This is a genomic window from Neobacillus canaveralius (genome assembly GCF_047237705.1).
Lineage (GTDB): Bacteria > Bacillota > Bacilli > Bacillales > Cytobacillaceae > Neobacillus > Neobacillus niacini_K.
On sequence record NZ_JBDFLL010000001.1, the window covers coordinates 3,778,831 to 3,803,754 of the forward strand.

The window sequence follows — 24,924 nt, forward strand, 5'->3', positions numbered from 1 at the left end:
TAATCTCGTGCAACGGCTGACTAAAATTTAACATTTTTCAAGCAGTACTGTCAATAAAATACTATAGACAAAAGCCTACAAAATTCGGGGTTTACAAGGCTTTTCACCCGAATTCTCACATCATTTTTCGTGCTGATTACTGCTTGGATTCGTGATCAAAACTTGGTTTCTATCAATCTTGCCAAGTTTACATTTTATTTCCTTAATGACATCTTTAATGAGTAATTCTAAGCCAATGTACGTTAGCGATGGGAAGTTTGCAAACAGCTTTTTAACCTCCCATTTCAGTTCATTTTCACCGCAAATACTGTGTCGGTTGATTTGATCTACTTCATTCTTAATGATGGCAAGCTGTTTTTGTTTTTCATCTTCAGGCAACAACTCTATCGCGTCTAGCCGGTCAAGAAACTCCACGGACTTTTCGATTTTTAGTCTTACTTCATCATGAACATCCTTTGCGATTATATGATTCTTGTATTTAAATTCATTTAACTTTAGAGCAGAATCATATGTCGCTTTTACTATTCCCTCTCTCGTCATACTGTTCGTTTCATAGCTCAGCATATTTTTCCAGGATGGCTGCTTCATAGCTTCACGGAAATCTTCGAGTTTATGGCAAAATTTCTTATAACCATATTTCTCTGGATTTTCGAATGCAGGACTTCCCGGATCAAGGAATGGGGAAAGTGGAGCGACAAAATACGAAATTCGAGAATCTCCTCCGCACTCTTTGTGAATAATTTCACAAAAATCAACATTTCTCATCGCGCTTTCATAACTTTGATTAGGGATCCCCGTCATGAAAAACAAGTCGATCTTCGCGCAGCCATGTTTTAATGCAAATTGGAGCATTTCAATTACCTTTGCATTTGTACATGGCAGCTTTCCATTATATTTGCGGATGTCCTCATCTGCAGATTCAAGGGTTAGCTCGATACTATATTTAGGTAAAGCCTCATTTAATCTTTCAAAAAACTTCTCATCTGCGTAATTAAACAATTCAAATACAATCTCATTCTTCAGCTTCATATTTGACAAGCCATCTAAGAATTCATCAACGTACTCCTGACCGCCCTGCCTTATATCATTCAACAGGAAAATAGGTGCACGTGTAAACCTTTGAATCAAGGCGATATCTACAAGCATTCTTTTTGGTGAACGCATTACCAGCTTTTTCCGATTGCAGTTTAACTCATATGCATCCTTTGAACCACCGCAGATTAAACAGTTATAATTGCAACCTTTAGAGGTTAATATTGCGGTATTTGGATACTGAATCCAGCCTTTATAAGGCAAAGCATCTAATAGATTAAAATACTTAAAGACCGATCCTATTATGTAGCGATATCCAGGTAAATTAAATTCATCGAGACTGTCCGGCACATAAGTGATCTCGTTATAATAATATTGATTATTTCGCTTCCAGGTTAGATTAGGTATATCTGCAAATCCCGGTACATCCCTTTTCTCGAGTTCATTGAGGAGCATAAGTATTAATTTTTCCGTGGTATCTCCGCGAACAACAAAATCAATATAAGGATACTGAATTAATTCCTTATGGAAATAGGTGCTGGATAATCCACCAAACATAACAGGTGTTTCTGGATGATATTTCTTAATGATTTTTGCTAACTCTACGCTTCCATGTGCATGGGGAAGCCAATGTAGATCAATGCCAAATGCCTTTGTCTTTATATTTCTGATTTTCTTTTCTACATCAAAGTTTGGATTTAACAGCATCCGATTTGCGATATTGACGATTTTTACTTTTAATCCAAATCGTTCTAAATAATCACCAATACTAGTCAATCCAATTGGATACATTTCAAATACAGGTGAAGATGGAACTACATCACTGATTGGACCGGTAAATAGCATTTCTTTTCTGAAGTCATAGACGGTTGGCGGATGCAGCAGTACCAAGTCGTAAATCATTAGATCACTTCCTAAAATTCTCAAATTTGATTACACCTTTATAGTAATATAAGAATCCAGGGAAATGTTGGTATAAATATTACAATAAATTGATAATTATAAAAATACCATTACTCTAAATTAAACGTAAAAAAGCCGAAGAATGTTATTTCCTCGGCATCGTCATGACTTCTTCATCCTCGTCTCTGAACTTATCTAATATAGTAATCGTATCAACTAAGTGATTATTAAAGATCTGACGAGCTACCGCTAAAAGTTCGACAATCATTGGGTCTTTAAGAGTATAAATGACTTTATTTCCTTCCTTTGTACCAGAGACAATGTTTTTTGCCCTTAATACTGTTAACTGCTGAGAAACAGCAGATCCTTCACTGCCAACGAGGGTTTGAATTTCGTTTACATTTTTATCCCCTTCTGCTAACAGCTCTAATATACGGATCCTCAAGGGATGTGCAAGTGCTTTGAAGAATTCCGCCTTAAATTGCTGCATTTCAAGATTCAATCCATCCACTTCCTTCATTCATCTAGTAAGTAGCCGAGAGCTTCTGTTTGCTGCTTTCCATAACTTCGGAAGCTGAAAGCTTCTTACATTCTTTAAATACAAAGTGTTTACAGCCGAGACACTTATTTTGTTCCAGCTGCGATAACGCAAACACAATGGCGTCACCTGTGTGTTCAAAGAAATGTTCCTGACCAATAACTTCATATAGGCCGGTACTTACCAAAACATTTTTAGGCTGTTCATTTATTCCCGATATGATAACTATACCATTTTTTGAAAAATGGGACACAATACTAGCCAGATTTGCCTCACCAGTCGTATCCATAAATGGAACCCTGCTCATTCGCAATAACAATATCTTGGGTCGATAGTTAATTGTATTCATAATCGATGTTTCAAACGTCTGTGCCGCTCCAAAGAACAATGGACCCTCTACATTATAAATACTGATTTGAGGACAATCATGAGAATCTGATACCATTTGCGAGACGACTTTTGCGTGTTTATGCTTAGGGTTTGGCAACGCCTTAGCGGTAATCATCAAATCACTCATTCTCACCGTGAATAAAATCGCCGCCATAACCAAACCAACTTCGACCGCTGTTGTTAAATTCACAAAAACAGTTAATAAAAAAGTCACCACTAAAACAAGCGAATCCGTAGATTTTGTCTTTAAAATATGTGCAAAAACTTTCCGTTCACTCATATTCCATGCCACAACCATTAAGATCGGTGCCATGCTTGCAAGCGGAATATAAGAAGCAAACGGAGCAAGGAATAGTAACACAAGCAAAACGACAATCCCGTGAATAATGCCAGATAACGGTGAAACGGCACCATTTTTTATATTTGTCGCTGTTCTGGCAATGGCTCCTGTTGCAGGTATACCTCCAAACAGTGGTGTAATCATATTCGCAATCCCCTGACCAATTAGTTCCTTGTTACTATTATGCTTGCTATTGGTCATGCCATCAGCAACCACCGCTGAAAGCAATGATTCAATCCCGCCAAGCATCGCAATCACAAACGCTGGTTTTAAGAGAGCAATAATCATCTCCAAGCTCAAATCAGGTATATGCAGCTTTGGCAATGTACTAGGAATTTCCCCATAAGCGGTTCCAATTGTTGCTACTTGATTGGGAAAGAACAAGGTTGCAATCATCGTCGAAACCACTAATCCAATTAATGGACCTGGAACCTTTGGAGCAATTTTTGGAGTCAAAAATATCGTTGCTAAGCAAACGACTGCCGTCAAGATGCTAAAAAGGTTAATAGTGTCCATATGGATGATGATTTCATTTACATTATTAATAAATTCTTCATGTTTCTTTATACCCGTCAAACCTAGGAAACTAGCAATCTGTCCGGTGAAAATAGTGATAGCTATCCCCGTTGTAAATCCAATTGTTACTGGTCTTGGTATAAACTTGATCAACGACCCAAGTTTAAAGATTCCCATTAAGAGCAGCATGATTCCCGCTAAAAAGCCTGCAATTAACAGATTTTCATACCCGTACGTCATAACAATTCCAAATAGAATCGGAATGAACGCACCTGTGGGACCGCCAATTTGATACTTTGATCCTCCTAAAAGAGAAATGAGAATCCCGGCAACAATTGTTGTGTAGATTCCATATTCCGGCTTTACCCCTGAAGCAATTGCGAAGGCCATTCCAAGTGGTATGGCAATAACACCGACAATTAATCCTGAAAGGACATCTTTTGGTACATTACTTAAGGAATATTGATGGAATCTTTTGTCACTAAACATATGAACCCTTCTTATCTAATAAACTTGTATATCTGATTATTTGAATATAGAGGAATATAAAATAATAATCAAGTCATTTGTTTAAAAAAATTTTCCAGTTGTGTTATCTACCCTTCCTGTGTTATATTAATTTAGCGATGAGCTGAGTTGTGTAAGTCGAGAAACATTCCTTTATGGAGCGCACTATGTGGAGTGTGGTTTTTCGCCTCAATACGCAAAAAGACGTCTTGCTATATGCAGACGTCTTTTTTATTTGTTTTTGCTAAAATTAGCACTTTTTTCCTATTTCTATTAAAATAGATTTATAAAGAATTAGGAGGGATATTATCGTGAATAACCATGAAATTGATTACAAAATTTATGGGGATGATATGCAGTTCGTAGAAGTAGAACTCGATCCAGAAGAGACGGTTATTGCTGAAGCTGGGAGCTTCATGATGATGGAAGATGACATACATATGGAAACGATTTTTGGGGATGGATCTGGCAATTCTGGCGGCGGCGGACTAATGGGCAAATTATTTAGTGCTGGTAAACGCGTTATTACCGGAGAAAGCTTATACATGACCGCCTTTACCAATCAGGGTCATGGCAAAAAACACGTATCCTTCGCCTCACCGTATCCTGGTAAAATCATACCATTGGATTTAAGTGAACTTGGTGGAAAAATTATTTGCCAAAAGGATGCCTTCCTTGCGGCCGCCAAAGGTGTTTCTGTTGGAATTGAATTTCAGCGGAAAATTGGTGCCGGCTTCTTTGGGGGTGAAGGCTTTATTATGCAAAAGCTTGAAGGCGATGGACTCACTTTTGTACATGCAGGTGGAACGATTACGAAAAAAGAACTACTTCCGGGACAGACCCTAAGAGTGGACACGGGCTGTTTAGTAGCGATGACCAGTGGAGTCGATTATAATATCGAAATGGTTAAAGGAGTGAAAACCGCTCTTTTCGGTGGAGAAGGCTTATTTTTTGCGACACTAAAAGGTCCAGGTTCGGTTTGGATTCAGTCTCTTCCATTTAGCCGACTTGCCAGCCGCGTCTTTGCTGCAGCACCACACCGTGGCGGTGGAAAAGATGAAGGCAGCATAGCAAGAGGAATTTTTGATATGTTCAATGGCGATTAACACCAGAAACCGGGAAAGGGCAGAATCCATTCTGCCCTTTTTACTTTTTAAAGAGTATTTCCCCCAAGGTAATCTGAAAGTGCCACCTGTAAGGTCCCCTTTAACTCGGCGACGTGCTCAAAAGTAACGCCCGAGTTTATAACGAGCTTTACAATATCTGGTCGTAGTCCAGTTATAACTGTCTTACACCCCATCATTGAGACACCATTAATAACCCGAATCAGATGCTGGATGACTTCGATCTCCATCACCGCGGCACCGGAAAGATCTAATATTAATGTATGAATATGTGAATTACCTATTTCAGTAATCAATTTATCTTCAATCGTATTTGCTCTAAAACTATCAATTGCCCCAATTAGCGGCAGGATACTGATATCACGTGAAATTGGAATAATCGGAACAGAAAGATTCTCGAGAAGTTTTCTCTGAGCATCTAACAATTCATCTTTGTACCTGCTATATTGGATAAAAAATGAATTCAAAAATTGGTCAAATTGTCGATTGATGTTTTTTTCCAGTGTAAAATAAAACTCTGAAGAATGATCATTATTTTTGTTAATATCAAGATTATAGAGGAAGTCCCATACTGTTCTTCTTATCGCTTGTATCCATTCTAATTTAAAAGCAATGGTTAATGAGTATTTAGCCCAAGCCATTCCTTCCTGCTTTGCGAAGGAGATTAATTCATGTTCCCGTTCCTCTACTATGAGTAACACAAGCTTATGTGCGTTGCTTAAAAGATTAATATTTCCAATTCTATGTATCTCATCTATTTTATCTTTCACATTTATCGCTTCTTCTAGGAGTCTATCCTCAAAAATATCTTTATTTGCCAGAAAATATTCCTTTATTGATGATGTTTCTTCAAAGGTTAAATTCAACTGTTTCACACCTCTATTTTTCGAGTCATTTCGAACAGGTAGTCTTAAGGTAAATTTTGTTCCTTTATTCACTTCACTATCGACATTTATTCTGCCGCCATGTTGATATACGGTAGAAAACACTTGGGTTAACCCCATCCCTGTACCGAGGTCCTTAGTTGAAAAAAACGGTGTACCCAGTAAGGATAATTTTTCATTAGGGATTCCCACTCCGGTATCTTCTATACTTACCACTACTTCATTTCCTTCAGCAAAATGGCTGATCGTTAATGCACCAGATTCATTCATAGATTCCAACGCATTTTTTATGAGATTAAAAAATGCCTTTTTAAACTGATTTTTTTTACCATACACCGGTGTATTTGTATCATAATAACTTGTATTAATTTGAATATCATATATTTTATCTTGAAATAAATTTAAAATCGATTCCAGTTCTACTGCGATAAGGAACGACTGTGGCTGCTCATCTTCTTGGTCTGGTTTCGAAACTTGAAGAAGATCATTCAGTGTTGTTAATGCATTCTCAAGTTCAAACTGAGCAATATTTATGTACTCAGGATTACTTTCATGCTCTAGTAATTGCAAAAACCCTTTAACAGCGGTCAACGGATTACGAACTTCATGAGCAATACCTGCAGCAATCTGACCAACTGATGCCAGTTGTGTTAGATGCTTTTCGCTTTGACATGGTATGGGATTTAATACTTTCAACGTAACAATTCCTCTCTCTTAATAGATTTTCTAGCAGTTGCTAGTTGAAATTATTATTATTTCGTCTCTCTAAGCACAAATATTACCAAAATATTCGAAAAATAGACAGGTTACAAACTACTAGAATATTCCCTAAAAAAGGAAATCAACCTCTATTTCGGAAGATACAAAGAACTATTTTACAAAAACTTTACAATTTTAAATAGTGCAGCCGGTTTGACTGCACCAAATTAACTAAGTCCTTGTTCCTTGCTCCAAGAACACTGCATCTTTCGAATAGTTACGATTTGTCCAATATGATAGGCGTTATGGAGAGTGATACTAGATATTGATTCTAACCATGTTTCCTTCGATTGTTCGCTAATAAATTCATCAAACTTCTCATCTTCACTTTTCTCGATGGTTTCAAACCAATCTGTCATTACTTGATTGTATTGTTGTAAAACCTGCTCCCATTCGCACTCTTGTAGATAGGTAAAAGTGCTATCATTATTACCTTCCATCTTTGAATTTTCACTGTTTTTAAAGCGGTTTAGGAACCTTTTATTCCAAAATACTAAATGACTAATAATTTCCCAAATAGAATTCTCACAATCAGATTTTTTCCAAAGGGCCTGCACAGGAGTTAATCCAGCCACTGCTTTTTCAAACGAGACAAACCAGTGGCTTTTTTTATGACAACAAAGAAATTGTTCTAGCAATACATCCTTGCGACTCATCAGGTATTTCACCTCAAAATAATTTTTTATACCATTTTATTTCGACCAAATCTCTCAATAACCTTTATTCCAAATGTAGTTTTTTTAGTTCCTCATTTGCTTGAGTTCTTTTTAGATTATAAGATTGCCATGAGTAAGTGTTTAGATTTGCTTCGTTTTTCCTCTCTAGTAAAATATTTTTTAAGCCCGGAAGCTGAGGATTCTTTTCATATAACTGGATCAACCCTAGAATACCTGTGTAAGATAAGCTATTTAAATAATGCACATCAATTTTCCCGCTTTGTTCATAGCGTTCAATGTTCTTTGTTACAATAATTTGCTCTACATTAATTACGTTCATCAGGGTGTAATAAAGAAGAGCACTTATAAAATAAAAGTGGAATAATGACAGTTTTTCAATCCAAATTTTAATGAATGTATACATGAAAATGACAACGAGAAAAATCATAAACGAGTGTGACATAACCCGGATAAAAGTAAACCCATAGGCCTCTTCATACATACTCAACCGCAGAAAAGCGGAACTTAATAACACGCTACTTGCCAAGACAAGTGCCGTGAGCATGATTTGCATGAGTCTTTTTATAAAGCCTGTGGCACGATCCACAAAGGTTAAAACGAGAATCGTAATGGTTAGGTTGATGAGTGTGACAAATAATAATTCAACAAATCCTTTCCTCGCATATTCTGCATAGGTGAAATCGCTTTGCAATGTACCGCTAAAGAAGTATTTAAATTGGACAACAGTAAATAGAACATATACTGCATTTATTAATACAAGGACCGTAATGGTGATAATGGCGTCCAATTTGAACCATTGTTTATCTGCATTATGAATAACGGCATTGATTTGTTTTTGGATAAGGGTCTGCAAGAAACTAAAGAATGCAAAGGTAAAGAACAAAGACACAAGTATTCTACCTATTATTTCACCGTCAAGCACGTCAAACCACTGCGGAATATCACCCATCAGTTTTTCAAATTCTGTATCTGCTGACATTAGTAACATTAAAACAACAAACAAAACAGGGAGGGAAATCAAAATGCCAATCCCGACTTTTTTCCACACTTGAAACCTGCTTTCCTCTATTCCTTGTTTAAAAAACTTTCCAATGTATGAAGCAAAAAAGAAATTATACTTTATAGAAGCCACGAATTTTGAAAATAAGTAAGAAATAAAGCGTAGTTTGTTCCAACGAATACTTTTTTGGCCTGTGATCACGGCTAGATGAAATATTACAAGTGCAGGAATTCCGAAAATATTCAAAGCATAAAAGAAAAGATTATCATTAATAAAATAGCCTGCTGCGAGCAGCCAGATACAGATAAGAACGAGATATCCGAACCGCTGGTGAGAGTAAGAAAATCCTCGGAAACGGTAAAAAAACAAAGCATAAAAAGCGGTTAAAAACACCAGGTAGGATATCCCGATTTCGGCTCGAAAAAAAGCCTCCTCCGCAATAATTCCTACGACAATACACATAAATAAAAACAACCAATCATTTTTACCTAATTTCAATTCCATAACCATCATCCTTCTCATAGAATCTCTATGTACATAGTTTTACTATGTACATATGTAAAAAAAGCTGCTTATATCGAAGCCTTTCTCCCCCACCGATATCCAAGCCAACTAATTGGATATAAGAGGATGGTTAAAATGATACAAGCAATAATAAATGTTTTCGTTAAAAGCGGTTCGAACCAAGAGTGGGGAATAATTTCAAATACAGTTAAGACCATGAGCATCAAATTTGGGATCAATGAAAGTAAAAAGGTTTTCTTTAGCAGCGTCCTACCTCCATGTCCAAAGCCCTTCCCAATTTCGTATCCGAGCAGCGCCCAAAAAAACATGTAGATGAAAGCAATTATGGCTGGGATTGCCGTTAAATGACTCCATACAACAGAAAGCCATTTCCACTGAAATAAATTATGAAAAAGTGTCAATAGGCTGCCGCCGCCAAAAAAGAGAATATTCATTAAGATAAAAAGCCATTTCATATTACTTGGAGTAACAGAAAGTTCCTGTTTCCACATAGTCGCGATTTCCTCAGGGCTGCCTAATCTAGAAATAATTCGTTCTATCAACTCATTTTCATTACTACAGTCATAAGATTCAAGAAGAATTTCTTCGATATGTGTTTCATATTCCAATAGAATACTCTTTTTATCTTCATGGTTTCCAAGCAGGTTATCCAGTTCTTCTAAAAACTTATTCTTCGGCCGTTCCATGCTTTGGTCTCCCTATTACCTTGTTCATCACTTTCACGAAGTCCTGCCATTCACGGGTTTTTTCATTTAAGACTTCTTTACCTGCGTCCGTAATTGTGTAATATTTACGTGCGGGACCCTTCTCCTGCTCAACCCAATAGCATTCAATATACTCTTGTTTTTCAAGCTTGTGCAGTGCCGGATACAATGTACCCTCTTTAACACTTAGGTCATTATCACTTCGGTGTTCTAATTCCTTAACCAATTCATAGCCGTACATATCTCTTTCATTTAGCAATTGAAGCAAGATTAATGATGTACTTCCTTTTACCAATTCACGATTAAACATGTTCTCACCTACCTAGAATTATTAGGTACATAGAAATTCTACACTATTTAGATAAAATTGTAAAATAAAAAAGTGACGATCTACTTAAATCGCCACCATTAATCGCTATTTCTTCATTTTATTCTGTTTTTGAATAAACTCGTCACGTTCACCGCCATCGGATAGCTCCTCTGAAAATTCATGGTTTACACTTTGATCACGGCGTTCAAAGGGTCTTACAACCCTTGCAGGGATATTATTGTTAGGCGCTGCTTGTTCATTCCAGTCACTCATTTTTATCACCTCTCACATTTAGTTTTTGAATGATGATAAAAATCATACCGATTCACCGCCTGCATAAATATTCCATTTTTAAAACATACTAATTAAAAACAGCGAGGTGAAAAACATGGGTTTAATTAATTCCTTTAACCAGTGGAGGGAAACAAGATATCAAAATCATGTTTCTCATATGAAGGATCAGGACAAATGTCCAGATTGTTATGGCAGAGGCTTTACTGTATATCCATATAATGAATTTGCTTATTATAACTCCGCGGAATGCCCAGGCTGCCAAGGCAGCGGAGCATACTCAGATTGGGATCAATTAAGGTAGCTAAAAAACTCTTCACCGAAGTAAATGGTGGAGAGTTTTTTTTCTAAACTTGTGGTAAGGCAATCATAACTTTGCTATAATTTCAGAATATTCATTTCGTATGGCTTTGAATGTATAAATAATCATCGTTCATTTTTAAGTTTTAACTGGAGGTTTTTTATTTTATGTCGAATTCACTATCTACAAAACAAGGTTACTCTTCAAAATTAGATCTTCTACAAACGGAAGTAGCCATTAAACAAACGAAAGATTTTTTTGAAAGTTCTTTAGCAGATGCGCTTAATTTAACACGTGTATCCGCCCCAATCCTTTTAAAATCTGGAAAAGGTTTAAATGATGACCTAAATGGTGTGGAAAGAATGGTATCCTTTGAGGCTATCGATATTAAGAATGCCACTATTGAAATCGTTCAATCATTAGCGAAATGGAAACGGATGGCTTTAGCTAGGTATGGCTTTGCCCTTGGGGCAGGCCTTTATACAGATATGAATGCCATTAGAAGAGATGAAGTCTTAGATCATTTGCATTCCATTTATGTGGATCAATGGGATTGGGAGAAAATCATTTCAAAAGAACAGCGCAACATCGAGACGTTAAAAGCTGAGGTTCAAAAGATCTATCAAGTCTTTAAAAACACCGAAAAACATTTACACGAGCTCTATTCTGTCCTTACGCCTGTCCTGCCTGAAGCGATTCATTTTATTACCACACAGGAACTTGAAACCATGTACACAGAGCTTTCAGCAAAAGAACGCGAAGACAGGATTGCCCAGGAATATGGTGCCGTGTTTATTATGCAGATTGGTGGTCAGTTAATGTCTGGAGAAAAACACGATGGACGCTCTCCAGATTATGATGATTGGTCCTTAAATGGTGATATTATTTTCTGGTATCCTGATTTAGAACAATCAATCGAGGTTTCTTCGATGGGGATCCGTGTAGATGAGGAAGCCCTGAAAAAGCAATTAAAGATTTCAAACGCTGAAGACAGAATGTCCCTAGAATACCACCAAGCCGTTCTAAACCGTGAACTTCCTTATACCATTGGCGGCGGTATTGGACAATCAAGAATATGTATGTTTTTTCTAAAAAAAGTCCATATCGGCGAAGTTCAGGTTTCTGTGTGGAATGATCAAATCATTGAGGATTGTTCAAAAGCGAACATAACTCTATTGTAACTATTCTGATCTTGAATAATAAACAGCCTTTCTGGAGATTTATAAAGATAGTATGTTTGTATCTTTCTCTGGGGGTGCTTTAATGTCTGTTTTTGTATATCAGACGTTTATTATTAAGCAAGAAAAGTTTAAAGAAGCGATAGACAATTTAAGAGAGATTAAAAAATTTAGAAATGAAAATTATAACCATCATGTTGAGATACTCACACCGATATCTGGTGAAGATCATACCTATGCTCTTCTTTCGACCTACGATGGATTGGGAGAAATGGAATTAGAAAACAAAAGGCTGTTTGATGATGATGAATATTTAGAACTTATTGGTCCTTTTTTCCTTGAAAACATCAAAGAAGGAAGCATGTATACTCAGATTTACCGAGGATTAAGTGATAAAAAGAGTGACAAACAGGATGATAAGAAGAAAAATGAGAAATAACATGTAGAACCGCACGGTGAATATCACTGTGAGGTTCTTTATTTTTAATATCCTGTGCCATCTGCCTAACTTTCTACATATGGTATATGCAAAGCAGATATACTTTCCCATTACTTACCTCCCCTATTCTATTCAATTTAAAGCTGCATCCACTAATCAATTCTACACTTGGATTCTGCTCCCTGATTATAAAAAAAAGGGGGGAATTTCAATGACTGGAATACTGATGATCTTAACTGTTTTGTTATTTTCATTGTTTTTTGGATTAGGAATCGTTTCGCATTTTCAAAAGTCTCGCGGGAAGTGGATATACCTTACATTATCAGTAGTCACTTTTTTTTCATTGGTTTTTATGCTATTTTTTCTTGATTGGAACATATCGGACCCAGGGAATAAAAATCCCGATTCACCTCCAACCGAGACCCCTGTAACAAATGATGGTGGCAATCCTGATAAAGAAAATCCTCCATCAGATGAAAATCCTAAGGATGAAAAACCAGTTAGTGAAGACCCGGATGCTGACGGGCCAACTGACGAGAAGCCAATTGACCAGCCACCTGCAGAACCAGAAAAGATCATTGTCCCTGACAATGGTACAGTAGAATATAAGGTAGTATTAGGTGACACCTTATTTTCGATTGCACAGCGTGCCAATTTGACTGTTGAGAAAATAAAACAATGGAATTCGTTAACAAGTGACAAAATTATTGTCGGCCAAATCTTGAAGTTATATGGTAAAAATGTGGAACCTCCTCCAGCTGCAGACCCGCCAAAGGATGAGAAGCCGCAAAGTACAGCATCATCTGTTATCGTTTCAAACGGCAGCCTTCAGCAAAAAGAAATCGCCCTTACCTTTGACGCAGGAAGTGACGCCATTGGAATCGGAATCTTGGATGTGCTGAAAAAACATAATGTTAAAGCAACTTTTTTCCTCACTGGCAGCTGGGCAGATAAATTTCCAAGTTACGCAAAAAGAATGGCTGATGAAGGACACGATATTGGAAACCATACTTACTCCCATCCTGACGCAGTTAAAACGAATTCTAATGTATTTGTACAGGATATCATCAAAGCAGAAGAAGCAATAAAAAGGGCAACAGGGGTGACGCCAAGACCTTATTTCCGCTTTCCTTTTGGTTCCTACAATGCAGATGCACTAAAAGCCGTTGGCGGGGCAGGATATCCATACAGTATCCAATGGACCATTGATACGATAGATTGGCAGCAGCCTGCTGTTGAGGTGATTGTTTCGAGAATTCAAACAGGAGCTAGCAACGGAGACATCATTCTTATGCATATTGGCGGAATCAATACTCCTGAGGCAGTTGATAGAGTCATTCCGATTTTAAAATCAATGGGATATAACTTGGTTACCCTAACAGAATTGCTAGATCTATAATACAAATAAGGGTACCCATTCATTGGGCACCCTTTCTTACTAAATTATAATAATTAATCTCTATCCAGTAGTTCTTCCCCAGCAATCCCAGGTTCAGTCATTTCATAGACATTCAAAATAATATCTAATTCTTCTTCTGTTAAAACATCATATTGTAAACATAATTCACGAACAGATTTCCCGGAGATGACAGCTTCCCTGGCAATTCGTGCTGCTACTTCATATCCAAGATGTGGATTGACTGCAGTAATGATCCCTACACTCTTGTCCACATATTCTTTTAAACGTTCTTCATTTGCTTCAATGCCAGCTAAGCAATGATCGGTAAAGACACGGAACCCATTGTTCATAATACTAATTGATTGAAGCAGGTTAAAAACTAAAACAGGCTCCATTACATTCAACTCCAGTTGACCAGCCTCGGAGGCAAGACAAATGGTGTGATCATTCCCAATTACCTGAAAGGCAATCTGATTGATTAGTTCAGGCATAACTGGATTTACTTTTCCTGGCATAATCGACGAACCTGGCTGACGAGCAGGCAATCGAATTTCTCCTAGCCCTGCGCGTGGGCCTGATGCCATTAATCGAAGGTCATTTGCTATTTTCGACATATTCATCATGCAAACTTTAAGTGCAGCTGAAACTTCTGTATAGGCGTCTGTATTTTGAGTGGCATCCACGAGATGCTCTGCATTTACAAGTGGGAAACCGCTAATTTCAGCAAGCTGTTTAACTACATCTTTAATATATTTAGGGTCTGCATTTAATCCTGTTCCTACAGCTGTTGCTCCCATATTGACTTCCAATAAATGCTCCCGTGTATGCTTAATCCGATTTATATCACGTGTCAGCACCCGAGCGTATGCTTCAAATTCTTGTCCAAGACGGATTGGAACGGCATCTTGAAGATGAGTACGTCCCATCTTAATGACCTTCTCAAACTGTACGGCCTTTTGTTTAAAGACTTTTTGCATATCATCCATGGTGACAAGTAAGTTTTCTAATAATGTTAGTGTAGAAATATGTATAGCTGTTGGGAATACGTCATTAGTAGATTGTGACATATTTACATGTGTGTTTGGACTTAAATGAAAATAATTACCTTTTGCGTGACCAAGTAATTCAAGTCCTCTGTTGGCAATGACTTCATTCATATTCATGTTCATGGATGTACCCGCACCGCCTTGGATCGGATCCACGATAAACTGATCATTCCACTTTCCTGCAATAATTTCATCCGCTGCCTTGATGATGACATTTGCCAGGTCTTTGTACAACCTTGTTGTGTTCATATTAGCGATGGCTGCTGCCTTCTTTACCATTGCAAGCGCTTTAATTAGTGACTCATGTATCCGATATCCTGTGATAGGGAAATTCTCTACCGCCCTAATAGTTTGTATCCCATAATACGCGTCAACCGGTATTTCTTTTTCTCCTAGGAAATCCTTCTCGATTCTTTTCTTGTTTGTTGACATCCCAATTCATCCTTTTCTCGTAAACTATCAGTTACATAACAACTGTAACATAAAATCTATTGCACGAGGACAAAAAAGTCTCAGGAACTTCACCCCTGAGATTTTTTTATATCGTATGAAACTAATGGATGTCCCTCTTCTTAAAACGTCCACCCCGAACTTCGGATATGTCTGCTATTGCCAAGAATGCATTTGGATCAATCTCCTCAACAATCGTTGTCAGTTTCGATTCTTCTAGTCGTGTAATGATACTGAAAATAACCTTCTTATGGTCACCGGTATAGGCTCCCTCACCCTTAAGGTATGTTACACCACGACCTAATCGTGCATTAACGGCATTTCCAATTTCTTCAGCTAAATCGCTGATAATCCAAACTGATTTGGACTCTTCCAAGCCTTCAACCACTGTATCAATGGCTTTTGCAGCAATTACGTAAGCTAATAAGGAGTACATCGCCCGATCAAAACTAAACACAAACCCTGCTGCACCTAAAATAAAGAGGTTTATAAACATAATAATTTGACCAACGGAAAATGGAACCTTTTTGGCTATTACGAGTGATAGAATTTCTGTCCCATCTAAAGCACCGCCAAAGCGAATAACAATTCCAACACCAATTCCTAATATCATACCACCAAAAATGGTTGCGAGAAGAATATCATCGGTAAAGGCCGGTACTGGGTGAAATAATGTTGTAAAAACAGATAAAACGATAATTCCATAAACAGTAGAAATAGCGAAGGTTTTTCCCATCTGCTTGTATCCTAAATAAACAAATGGCAGGTTTAACAGGAATAGAAAGATACCGAGTTCAAGGCCGGTTAGATGAGATAACATAATAGATATACCTGTTACCCCGCCATCAATTACTTTGTTAGGAACTAAAAAGATCTCTAGACCGGTAGCCATTAAAATTGCTCCAAGGGTAATGGCTATCGCTCGAAAGATTTTTTTACTGAGAGGGAGTTTTCGATGTTGTACTATTGCGTTTACTTGTTCTGTCACAAAATCACACCTTATGAGAAATTTATTAATAAAACCAAATTGGAGAATGAAATTCACTACTAATTCTCTGACTAGGTTATTATTACCAGCTTTTGTAGTCTTCATGAATCAAATTTTATTACTATGATTATATCATAAATCTAGTAAAAATGAATTCAAGTTCATATTAATAGATACTACCGAGATAATCTGTATAAAGATTTCAGCCTTCTTCTACTATCAATTAGAAGGTCTTGGGCAGATTGCAGGGAAATCTCCTTGAATCTTACTTTGGTTCCCGGCTGTGCTTGAGCAAGAAGCGGGATATCTGCAGATATCACCGTCCCTATTCTAGAATAACCCCCCGTTGTTTGGTGTTCAGCCAAGAGTATGATAGGCTGTCCGCTTGAAGGGACTTGAATTCCACCTAAAGGAATGGCGTCAGATATAATATCTGCCGTACTGCTATGTTCAATTTTTGGACCTGTTAATTGATATCCCATTCGATTTGATCGAGAGGATATAGAATATTCTTCATTTAGAAATGTTTCGAGTCCTGCAGTAGTAAACTTACTAGTATGCGGACCAACTATTACTCTTACTGTTAATTGTTTCGTATACTTTGGAATCAGCTGGGTGTTCAGAAATCTATTTCTTCTAGTAAAGGGATTTCCAAAAAGAGTATCCCCTTCTTTTAAAGCTCCGCCTTCAATACCTCCTAATTTTCCTGTTAAATACGTTGATTTACTGTTAAGTACTAACGGAACATCAATACCACCTGCGATGCTTATATACGTTCTTGCGCCCTCTTTTAGCTCTCCAAACGAGAGAATTTGCCCTTTTTTGATTACAATGCTTTTCCAAAGCGGTACCTCTTGCCCATTTATTTGGGGTGTTTGATTCCCGCCGCAAATGGCAATAGAGATATCATGTAAAGCCATTAAGACAGGTCCAATAAGCGGTGCTTCAAGTCCAGCCTCCCCTAAGTTGTTGCCAACTAATAAATTCCCAATCTGCAAAGAATAAGGATCCATCGCCCCTGAAGGGCTAAGCCCAAATTCTCGGAATCCATACCTTCCAAGGTCTTGTACAGTTGTTTGCAATCCAGGTTTCAATACCTTAAAGATTGGGGTCCTCATCTTTTAAGACCAACTCTTTCTTATCGCTATTTTTTCATTACTTAAAGCATATTTTAATTCTAAAATAAAGTCTAATGCAGCAGGTTCATCACCATGGATACACACTGTATCTGCTGTTATAGCAATTTCAGTTCTATCTGTCGCTGTAACTTTTCCTTCTTGCACCATACGAATGACTCGCTGTGCAGCGAATTTCAAATCATGAATCATGCTGTTATTTTCATTCCTTGAAGTTAATGTTCCATCTGGCTGATAGGTCCGGTCGGCAAACACTTCCTGTACCGTTACTAAACCCTTTTCTTTTCCTGCATGAATTAATTCACTTCCCGCCAGACCAAATAGGATTAAGTTAGAATCAAAATCTGCAACTGCCTGTGCAATAGCGTCTGCAATCTGTCGAGATTTAGCAGCCATATTATACAAGGCTCCATGGGGTTTAACATGAACGAGCTTAACTCCTTCGGCCTTTGTAAATGCACGCAAGGCACCGATCTGATAGAGTGTGAGATTGTAGATTTCCCTAGGGGTTACATTCATTTCCCTCCGTCCAAACCCCATTAAATCTGGTAATCCTGGATGTACACCAATATTAACATGATGTTTCTTGGCCAATTGTATCGTTTCCATCATCACATTATGATCCCCCGCATGATAGCCGCAGGCAATATTTGCAGATGAAATATGCTTCAAAATCTCATGATCATTACCAATCTTAAATACCCCATAACTTTCTCCAAGATCACAATTAAGGTCAATGTAATTCACGTTATTTACTCTCCCTTCTTGTAAGTCATAACTTTATACTTTTTTATTTGAGACCGTTCTTTAATATCAAGAAACACTTCATATTCGACAGGAAAAAAGGTCACATAGTTTCCTGCGGACAATAGTGAGGGTTTGTCATTCTCGATGTCAAATAGTGTTAAAGGGGTTATCCCAATTATTCTCCATCCCGAAGGAACCTCAGCAGGATAAATCCCTGTTTGGTCGCCGCCAATTCCCACCGAACCTGCTGCTATCTTTGCTCTGGGTTTTTCCAGTCGAGGAGTTGAAATTATTTTATTTAAACCCCCTAGGTATGGAAAGCCTGGTACAAAACCAATCATATGTACTAAATATTCTTTGTTAGCATGTACGTTAATAACTTCATGTTCACTAATGTTATTGTACTTTGCAACAAAAGGTAAATCTGGTCCAGTCTTTCCCCCATAATAAACCGGTATCCTGTAGACAATAGGGTTTAGCGGTATCGAGTTCATGGCTAATTTCATTATGGAATAAACCATTTTTTCTAATTGGCTACACCTTATTTTTGTGGGGTCATAAAAAATAGCAATAGAAGTATAAGTTGGAACACACTCGATAACCCCATCAATCTTAAGACGTCTAAAATTCTGTAAAAAGTGATTGATTTGGTGATGAGTACTCTCATTAATTTCATTACCAAATGAAATACTGATTGCTGAATCACCTAATGGTACAATATCGATACTCATTTACCTCACCTATTTTCAAACTATTTGTTAAATTAATATCTACTTTATTTAATGTAATCGAATAAAGCAATAAAAAACACTCTGATCATCAAAAGACCAGAGCGACATAGAATTCAGAGTTAATTTACTTGTTTCCTAGTTTTCTGTTTTTTCCTAATACGATAAAAGACAACAACTCCTACCAGGACTAGTACAGTCCCGAGGAGGATATTTTGCTCCATATTCCCTTCCATTAATCCAGCAGGGATCAATGTTAACACAAAGAAGAAAATGAGATTTCCAAACATGGTCCCCACCAAGAAATGTTTAAACTTAATAGAACTTAAGCCACTAAGAATATTAATTAAGCTCGTTGGTACGAAGGGAATAATTCGGGCTTGAAAAACAAAGAGCAGCCCATTTTGCTCCATTTTTGATAAGAGTTCCGGATTTGTTTTTTTCTGGACCCAATCATTAAAAAAATAACGGCTTCCATAAAACCAAATTCCAGCAGCTATAATACTTGTTAACCAACTCCAGAGTAGACCATTAAAAAAACCGAACAATGCGTAGTTTATTGTGATGATAATTATGAGAGGAATAATCGTAAATGAATTTTGGATCACCATAATGATGAAAGTAAAGAAGAATTTCGAAAACGTGGTATTTTTTAATGATATGATGATTGAATCCAAGTCCCCGATTCTAAGCAGCCGGAAAGTTTCGGTATTATGAACAACTAAAAAAATGATCAATATTATCCCGATAAAGGAAATGATTTTTCTCCAAATATTAATCACCTATTTTCTTTTTTAAGGTAATCTTGTATGAGTAAATATATTCCTATACTTATCATACCATGCAAAAATAATCTGTGATAAAAAAAGATGCCACAAATATATGCGACATCTTTTTTATCATACATGGCTGTGACTAGGCTGTTGATTGGCGCTCCACTAAGGAATGCTTCTTGATTAATCATCGCTGGGACAGGCGGTTTTTGCCTGTCCGAGTCGCTACGCTTTCCGCGCCAATCAACAGGTTCTAAAATCACAGGTTCTATTAACACAGCCATTATTATAGAACTGAAAATTCTTCTACCAGTTCACTAAATTTTTTCATGGCGTTTTCGATTGGCTCTGGTGTGGTTAAGTCGACTCCTGTCTTCTTTAATAGCTCAAGCGGATAATCGCTGCTTCCGCTCCTTAAGAAGTTTAGGTAGGATTGTAATGTTTCTGAATCACCATCCAATATTCTTGTGGCAAGATGGATCGCTGAGGCAAAACCAGTTGCGTACTTATAGACGTAAAATGGACGATAGAAATGAGGAATTCTCGACCAGCCGAATTTCACTTCTTCATCAAACACCACTACATCCCCATTGTATTCCCTGAACAACGCTTCATAGGTTTGATTAAATACCTCGACATTTAATGGTGTACCCTTCTCTGCAAACTCATGTGTAATTTTTTCAAATTCTGCAAACATTACCTGTGTAAAGAAAGTACCCTTAAATTGGTCAATAAAATGATTCAATAAATGCTTCCTTACCTCAAGGTTCTTTTCAGTATTCAACAAATAATTTATCAATAAAATTTCATTGACTGTTGAAGCCACTTCCGCGACAAAAATGCTGTACCGTGCAGTAATTTGAGGCTGGTGCTGTGAGCTTAATTTACTATGAACACCATGACCGCACTCATGAGCGAGGGTAAATAAACTGTCTAAATCATCCTGATGATTTAATAAGATAAAGGGATGAACTCCGTATATTCCCAAATTATAAGCGCCAGACCGCTTGCCAGGAGTCTCACGGACATCTATATAACGCGCGTCCTTGAATTCTTTTAGAATGGATACGTATTCTTCCCCAAGTGGAGCCAAGGCTTTTAACATGATTTCATAGGCTTCCTCATAGGGTATTACCTGTTTCACACCCTGTACTAAAGGAACCGACATATCATACTGGCGTAATTCATCTAGCTGAAGTTTTGCCTTCCGGATTTCAGAGTACCTGTGAAGAGGGGCAATATTTTCTTTCGTTGCAGAAATGAGGTTCTCATAAACTTCTTTTGGCACCATATCGCCGAATAATGCTTTTTCTAATGCTGAAGGATATTTTCTGATTCTTGCCATCGTAACGTTATTCTTTATCGCTGCAGACAGTGTACTCGCAATCGAATTTTTCAATTCAACATATGGTTTATAATAAGCTTTGTAAGCCTCTCTTCGTTTCTCGCGATCTTCTTCCTCAATTAATTTCGAATACATTCCTCTTGTTAACTGAACCTTCTCACCGTTGTCATTAGTAACATCTCCGAATTTAATATCTGCATTATTAATCATTCCAAAGGTTGTACTAGGAGCTGACAGAGCTTCCCCTAATTGTGATAATACCTCTTCCTGGTCTTTACTAAGGACATGCGTTTTGTAGCGAAAAGATTCGTATAAATCCTCCTCAAAATACTTAAGGCCCTCTTCTTCTGCAATATAGCTGCTTAAGGTTTCTTTTTCTAATCCTAATAAGTACGGCATAAAAAAGGAGGTTTGTGCACTTACCTTCACACTTAGTCCTTTGGCACGATCTAATAGGGATTGTGCACTTGCATTTCTTGTATCCTCATCCACCTTCAGCATGCTGTAGGCATAGACATGATTAAAGGTATAGGATAACTCTTCTCTTTGTTTTAGGTATTGATATAGACTTTTACCGTCATTTATTGCTCCATCAAATGTCTTAAGCTTTTCTGCCATGTTTTCAACGAGCTGAAGATCGTTTTCCCATTTGGATAGATCGGAATAAATGTCTTCAAGGTTCCATTTTTCAAATACCGGTACATCATTTCTGGAAGTATAATTCGTCATAAGAGCCCTCCTCTATTAGGCTTAACTCATTAATAGTAAATATTCAAATCACTCCGTTTATAGACCTTCAGAGTCATTTATCAATTGAGTGAACACAATATAAGTTTCCTACATTTTTTTGTTATAGTCAAAAATTCCAGCATGGAAAGACATTATTTCTAACATACACAAAAAGGCTGCGTAGGATTATATCCTACGCAGCCTATATTATTTACTCTTCAGATTCGTCATCTTGAGAATTATTGTAATTATATTGTGTTCGATCAATTGGTGTAAAGTTTCCAGGAGTATAGAAACGTAATAAGTCTCCATTTACCACCTTATCAGAAAGAGCCAGCTTGTTCTCTACGATATTCTGAAGATTCACAGCCTCTTCCATCCTTGCCTCATCTATTTCCAATCCAGTAGTGGAATCATAGAACTTACCACCTACAGATGAAATAGTTGGACTCATAAAGCTGCCATCACGGAAAGGTACAAGATCGTCATGCTGTTCAGATAATAGGTCAGTTCCGAACTGCACATAATCTTTTGTATCCGTTCCTAACAAGTGAAGAAGGGTAGGAAGGATATCAATCTGTCCACCGTATTCGTGGTTAACTCCACCCTCCATTCCAGGTACGCGAATAAAGAAAGGTACACGTTGTAATCCTGCACTATCAAAATCCGTAATATCTTTACCTAGAACTTTTTCCATGGCATTATTATGATTTTCTGAAATACCATAATGGTCACCATACATAACAATAATCGAATTATCATATAGACCAGATGTCTTTAAATAATCAAAGAATTGCTTTAAAGCCTCGTCCGCATAACGTGCTGTTTGGAAGTAGGTATCTACAGATTTATCACCTGTAGTATGTGGTGCAATTGTTGCTTCCTCTTCCGCAAGCGGATAAGGATAGTGATTTGAAACAGTGATAAACTTTGTATAAAAAGGCTGAGGTAATGATTCCAACATTGGAATAGATTCCTCAAAAAACGGCTTATCCATTAGTCCATACTCTGCTAGGTCCTCTGGATTCATACTATAGTATTTTTCATCAAAAAAGTTGGTATATCCAAAAGATTTATAAATTTCATCACGATTCCAAAAGCTTCCTGAATTCCCGTGGAACACTGCTGATGAATAGCCTTGCTGCCCTAAAATTGCAGGTGCTGCTTGAAATGTATTTAACCCTTTTGTTGTAAAAGCTGAACCCTGTGGTAATCCATATAATGAATTTTCAAGGATAAATTCAGCGTCAGATGTTTTACCTTGTGCTGTTTGATGGAAGAAATTATCAAAATACATTGTGTTTTGATCTTTAGTTAATGAATTAAGGAACGGTGTTACTTCCTCACCATTCAACTTGTAATTAATAAGGAAATTCTGCATCGATTCTAGGTGCAAATAAATCACGTTCATACCTTTTCCAGCACCAAAGTATGAAGGATTAGGCTCAGCGTAGTTTGATTTTGTATAGTTAATGACTTCAGTCATATCGTCACTATCTGCCATAACTCTCTGAGCTGAAGCTTTTGTACTTTTAACTGCATCATAAATCGTGTAGTTGTACATCCCTAAATACTTGACGATATAATTACGGTCAAATCCTCTTGTTAACAACTGAGGACGATCACTTTCAGCTAGTCCAAGATTTCCACATGAAATGGCCAATGCTAATGAGAATACAGCAGCCACTTTTCTGCGATTCATATCTTTCAGTTCAATTTTCACAATTCGGAAAGCAAGTAAAACGACTAATAGAATGATGTCTGTAAAGAATAAGAAATCATAAGGTCGTAAAAGTGTTACCACACTTCCGCTGACATCTCCAAAGTTTTGGGTCTGAGTTAAAGTTGGTAACGTAATAAAGTCATTAAAGAATCTGTAATAAACCACATTTGCGAATAAAAGAAAAGACAAAAAGAAGTCAATTACAAGTAATGCAATATATTTCTTGCGTCCTTTAAATAGTGCAGCTAATCCTAAAAAAAGTAAAGATGATCCTAGCGGGTTAACAAATAGCAATATTTTTTGTAATGTATTCTCGATTCCTAAATCAAATTGAGTTAATTGGGCTAAATATGTTTTCATCCAAAGAAAGAAAACAGCCAAAAAGAAAAAGCCAATATATTTATTGAAAATACCCTGACCTTTATGAGCTAAGTTATTCATTTTATTGCACCTACCTTTTAACAAAATATCATTTGCGTTTTAATGAGTTTTTATGAGAATCCATTAATCTATCATTTATAGTAGCAGTTAAATATGAACAATATATGAACAAGAAATTAAATAAATTGATCAACACAAATGAGTATTATACGCATTATTTTAAAAAAGTCAAGCTAGCCTCTATAGTAGAATAGACATGTGAGCTCACATGTCTTTGAAGGTATTATATTTATCTAATTCTATAGCGCATTAATCCCTTGATATCCAAAATATAGACCAAACACTATGAGGGAAGCACCTGAAATGATTGAGATAGCAATTAAACTTTTTACTGTCAGTAGTTTTCGAAATCCAGTAGTGAGTGCTGCTACGAACACATCCCATATGGTCAATCCAAGAAAAATCATACTGCTAAAAATTAACAGAGATTCTGTTCCTGTTGTCTGTGCTGTTTTCGCTAAGACCGATCCATATATTCCTAACCAAAATAAAACGGATAATGGACTTGTAATCGACATAATAAACCCTGTAAAGAAACACTTCATCAATGATTCTTTCTCTCTGCCATACGTTAGGGTAATAGTATTTGCATTTTTAATACTTTCGACTCCTGAATATATCAGTATAAATCCTCCAAATAACCAAAGAAATATTTGAATGATTGGAATACCCAAAAATTGAACCATCCCTAAATAAACAAGCAACATAAAGAATCCATCTGCCACCATTGAGCCAGCACCAACCACCCACGCATGCCAAAAGCCATTTTTTATCCCCTTATCTAATCGTGCAGAATTTACTGGACCTATTGGAGCTGCCAGCGTAAAGCCCAAAATGATGTAACTCATTAATATGCTGATACTCAAAAAAACCACTCCACTCCACCAATATCTCAACTTGTACATTTTATGTGGGTACTTCGAACACATGTCCAAAACTTTTTAAAAGTTAGGAAAAGAAGAAACGATAAAATATTAATGAGAGGGGGTCGAAATGGAAAC

The 24,924-nt window shown here is 37.0% G+C and carries 24 protein-coding genes; 5 read left to right on the plus strand and 19 right to left on the minus strand.

Translation table 11 applies throughout. The annotated features are described in order from the left end of the window. Window positions 1-120: 120 nt before the first annotated feature. The 3 genes from ABC255_RS18955 to ABC255_RS18965 all read right to left on the minus strand — a co-directional run bounded on the left by ABC255_RS18955 (window position 121) and on the right by ABC255_RS18965 (window position 4,208). Window positions 121-1,935, minus strand: a complete 1,815-nt coding sequence (locus ABC255_RS18955; protein ID WP_412995924.1) for a TIGR04190 family B12-binding domain/radical SAM domain protein — start codon at window positions 1,933-1,935, stop codon at window positions 121-123. 145 nt (window positions 1,936-2,080) lie between these two features. Then, window positions 2,081-2,437, minus strand: a complete 357-nt coding sequence (locus tag ABC255_RS18960) for an ArsR/SmtB family transcription factor (RefSeq protein WP_335535471.1) — start codon at window positions 2,435-2,437, stop codon at window positions 2,081-2,083. Between the two features lie 22 nt (window positions 2,438-2,459). Beyond that, window positions 2,460-4,208, minus strand: a complete 1,749-nt coding sequence (locus ABC255_RS18965; RefSeq protein WP_412995926.1) for a SulP family inorganic anion transporter — start codon at window positions 4,206-4,208, stop codon at window positions 2,460-2,462. Window positions 4,209-4,537: 329 nt separating this feature from the next. On the opposite strand from ABC255_RS18965, the gene ABC255_RS18970 reads away from it, so the two are divergent. Further along, window positions 4,538-5,332, plus strand: a complete 795-nt coding sequence (locus ABC255_RS18970) for a TIGR00266 family protein (protein ID WP_412995928.1) — start codon at window positions 4,538-4,540, stop codon at window positions 5,330-5,332. A 47-nt stretch (window positions 5,333-5,379) separates the two neighbouring features. Here the strand turns inward: ABC255_RS18970 and ABC255_RS18975 are convergent, their stop codons facing one another. From ABC255_RS18975 to ABC255_RS19000, 6 genes are all read right to left on the minus strand, one after another. Further along, window positions 5,380-6,930, minus strand: a complete 1,551-nt coding sequence (locus ABC255_RS18975) for an ATP-binding protein (RefSeq protein ID WP_412995929.1) — start codon at window positions 6,928-6,930, stop codon at window positions 5,380-5,382. Window positions 6,931-7,160: 230 nt separating this feature from the next. Then, entirely contained in the window at window positions 7,161-7,649 is a 489-nt protein-coding gene (locus ABC255_RS18980; RefSeq protein WP_412995931.1) for a DinB family protein, read from the minus strand. Between the two features lie 64 nt (window positions 7,650-7,713). Then, a complete protein-coding gene (locus ABC255_RS18985) occupies window positions 7,714-9,174 on the minus strand; it encodes a DUF4153 domain-containing protein (protein ID WP_412995933.1) in 1,461 nt (486 codons plus the stop codon). Between the two features lie 68 nt (window positions 9,175-9,242). After that, window positions 9,243-9,881: an HAAS signaling domain-containing protein gene (locus tag ABC255_RS18990; RefSeq protein ID WP_412995935.1), complete on the minus strand. Its 639-nt coding sequence runs from the start codon at window positions 9,879-9,881 to the stop codon at window positions 9,243-9,245. Further along, window positions 9,862-10,209, minus strand: coding sequence for a PadR family transcriptional regulator (locus tag ABC255_RS18995; protein WP_412995937.1), 348 nt, complete (start codon window positions 10,207-10,209; stop codon window positions 9,862-9,864). The genes ABC255_RS18990 and ABC255_RS18995 overlap by 20 nt, the downstream gene beginning before the upstream one ends. Window positions 10,210-10,314: 105 nt before the next feature. After that, entirely contained in the window at window positions 10,315-10,482 is a 168-nt protein-coding gene (locus ABC255_RS19000) for a hypothetical protein (RefSeq protein ID WP_412995939.1), read from the minus strand. 115 nt (window positions 10,483-10,597) lie between these two features. On the opposite strand from ABC255_RS19000, the gene ABC255_RS19005 reads away from it, so the two are divergent. From ABC255_RS19005 to ABC255_RS19020, 4 genes are all read left to right on the plus strand, one after another. Next, the gene (locus ABC255_RS19005) at window positions 10,598-10,804 is read left to right on the plus strand and encodes a methionine aminopeptidase (protein WP_412995940.1); all 207 of its coding nucleotides are present in this window, start codon (window positions 10,598-10,600) and stop codon (window positions 10,802-10,804) included. A gap of 164 nt (window positions 10,805-10,968) precedes the next feature. After that, complete coding sequence (gene asnA, locus ABC255_RS19010; RefSeq protein WP_412995942.1) at window positions 10,969-11,982, plus strand: aspartate--ammonia ligase; 1,014 nt, start codon at window positions 10,969-10,971, stop codon at window positions 11,980-11,982. 82 nt (window positions 11,983-12,064) lie between these two features. Beyond that, complete coding sequence (locus tag ABC255_RS19015; RefSeq protein WP_412995944.1) at window positions 12,065-12,418, plus strand: hypothetical protein; 354 nt, start codon at window positions 12,065-12,067, stop codon at window positions 12,416-12,418. Between the two features lie 211 nt (window positions 12,419-12,629). Further along, window positions 12,630-13,817, plus strand: coding sequence for a polysaccharide deacetylase family protein (locus tag ABC255_RS19020; protein ID WP_412995946.1), 1,188 nt, complete (start codon window positions 12,630-12,632; stop codon window positions 13,815-13,817). 53 nt (window positions 13,818-13,870) lie between these two features. Here the strand turns inward: ABC255_RS19020 and aspA are convergent, their stop codons facing one another. From aspA to ABC255_RS19070, 10 genes are all read right to left on the minus strand, one after another. Then, window positions 13,871-15,295, minus strand: a complete 1,425-nt coding sequence (gene aspA / locus ABC255_RS19025) for an aspartate ammonia-lyase (protein ID WP_412995948.1) — start codon at window positions 15,293-15,295, stop codon at window positions 13,871-13,873. Between the two features lie 121 nt (window positions 15,296-15,416). Then, window positions 15,417-16,301, minus strand: a complete 885-nt coding sequence (locus ABC255_RS19030; protein ID WP_412998589.1) for a YitT family protein — start codon at window positions 16,299-16,301, stop codon at window positions 15,417-15,419. Window positions 16,302-16,477: 176 nt separating this feature from the next. After that, entirely contained in the window at window positions 16,478-17,419 is a 942-nt protein-coding gene (locus ABC255_RS19035) for a 5-oxoprolinase subunit C family protein (RefSeq protein ID WP_412995950.1), read from the minus strand. A gap of 3 nt (window positions 17,420-17,422) precedes the next feature. Beyond that, window positions 17,423-18,184 carry a LamB/YcsF family protein gene (locus ABC255_RS19040; RefSeq protein WP_412995952.1) on the minus strand — a complete coding sequence of 254 codons (762 nt, stop codon included), beginning with the start codon at window positions 18,182-18,184 and terminating at the stop codon, window positions 17,423-17,425. A 5-nt stretch (window positions 18,185-18,189) separates the two neighbouring features. Beyond that, on the minus strand, window positions 18,190-18,915 hold the full coding sequence (gene pxpB / locus ABC255_RS19045; RefSeq protein WP_412995953.1) for a 5-oxoprolinase subunit PxpB: 726 nt from the start codon (window positions 18,913-18,915) through the stop codon (window positions 18,190-18,192). Between the two features lie 119 nt (window positions 18,916-19,034). Beyond that, window positions 19,035-19,649, minus strand: coding sequence for a TVP38/TMEM64 family protein (locus ABC255_RS19050; protein WP_412995955.1), 615 nt, complete (start codon window positions 19,647-19,649; stop codon window positions 19,035-19,037). A gap of 41 nt (window positions 19,650-19,690) precedes the next feature. Further along, window positions 19,691-19,969, minus strand: a complete 279-nt coding sequence (locus ABC255_RS19055) for a hypothetical protein (RefSeq protein ID WP_412995957.1) — start codon at window positions 19,967-19,969, stop codon at window positions 19,691-19,693. Window positions 19,970-19,971: 2 nt separating this feature from the next. Continuing rightward, window positions 19,972-21,759, minus strand: a complete 1,788-nt coding sequence (gene pepF / locus ABC255_RS19060) for an oligoendopeptidase F (protein ID WP_412995959.1) — start codon at window positions 21,757-21,759, stop codon at window positions 19,972-19,974. A 211-nt stretch (window positions 21,760-21,970) separates the two neighbouring features. After that, window positions 21,971-23,923 (minus strand): lipoteichoic acid synthase, encoded by a 1,953-nt coding sequence (gene ltaS, locus ABC255_RS19065; protein ID WP_412995961.1) that lies wholly within the window; start codon window positions 23,921-23,923, stop codon window positions 21,971-21,973. Window positions 23,924-24,162: 239 nt separating this feature from the next. After that, entirely contained in the window at window positions 24,163-24,789 is a 627-nt protein-coding gene (locus ABC255_RS19070) for a LysE family transporter (protein WP_412995962.1), read from the minus strand. Window positions 24,790-24,924 lie beyond the last annotated feature (135 nt).

Excerpts from the sequence above, each read along its gene's own strand:
- ABC255_RS18955 (WP_412995924.1), bottom strand. The coding sequence starts at position 1,935 with ATGATTTACGACTTGGTACTGCTGCATCCGCCAACCGTCTATGACTTC.
- ABC255_RS18980 (WP_412995931.1), bottom strand. The coding sequence starts at position 7,649 with ATGAGTCGCAAGGATGTATTGCTAGAACAATTTCTTTGTTGTCATAAA.
- ABC255_RS18965 (WP_412995926.1), bottom strand. The coding sequence starts at position 4,208 with ATGTTTAGTGACAAAAGATTCCATCAATATTCCTTAAGTAATGTACCA.
- ABC255_RS18990 (WP_412995935.1), bottom strand. The coding sequence starts at position 9,881 with ATGGAACGGCCGAAGAATAAGTTTTTAGAAGAACTGGATAACCTGCTT.
- ABC255_RS19005 (WP_412995940.1), top strand. The coding sequence starts at position 10,598 with ATGGGTTTAATTAATTCCTTTAACCAGTGGAGGGAAACAAGATATCAA.
- pxpB (WP_412995953.1), bottom strand. The coding sequence starts at position 18,915 with ATGAGTATCGATATTGTACCATTAGGTGATTCAGCAATCAGTATTTCA.
- aspA (WP_412995948.1), bottom strand. The coding sequence starts at position 15,295 with ATGTCAACAAACAAGAAAAGAATCGAGAAGGATTTCCTAGGAGAAAAA.
- asnA (WP_412995942.1), top strand. The coding sequence starts at position 10,969 with ATGTCGAATTCACTATCTACAAAACAAGGTTACTCTTCAAAATTAGAT.
- pepF (WP_412995959.1), bottom strand. The coding sequence starts at position 21,759 with ATGACGAATTATACTTCCAGAAATGATGTACCGGTATTTGAAAAATGG.
- ABC255_RS18985 (WP_412995933.1), bottom strand. The coding sequence starts at position 9,174 with ATGGAATTGAAATTAGGTAAAAATGATTGGTTGTTTTTATTTATGTGT.
- ABC255_RS19015 (WP_412995944.1), top strand. The coding sequence starts at position 12,065 with ATGTCTGTTTTTGTATATCAGACGTTTATTATTAAGCAAGAAAAGTTT.
- ABC255_RS19055 (WP_412995957.1), bottom strand. The coding sequence starts at position 19,969 with ATGGCTGTGTTAATAGAACCTGTGATTTTAGAACCTGTTGATTGGCGC.
- ltaS (WP_412995961.1), bottom strand. The coding sequence starts at position 23,923 with ATGAATAACTTAGCTCATAAAGGTCAGGGTATTTTCAATAAATATATT.
- ABC255_RS19035 (WP_412995950.1), bottom strand. The coding sequence starts at position 17,419 with ATGAGGACCCCAATCTTTAAGGTATTGAAACCTGGATTGCAAACAACT.
- ABC255_RS19000 (WP_412995939.1), bottom strand. The coding sequence starts at position 10,482 with ATGAGTGACTGGAATGAACAAGCAGCGCCTAACAATAATATCCCTGCA.
- ABC255_RS18995 (WP_412995937.1), bottom strand. The coding sequence starts at position 10,209 with ATGTTTAATCGTGAATTGGTAAAAGGAAGTACATCATTAATCTTGCTT.
- ABC255_RS19020 (WP_412995946.1), top strand. The coding sequence starts at position 12,630 with ATGACTGGAATACTGATGATCTTAACTGTTTTGTTATTTTCATTGTTT.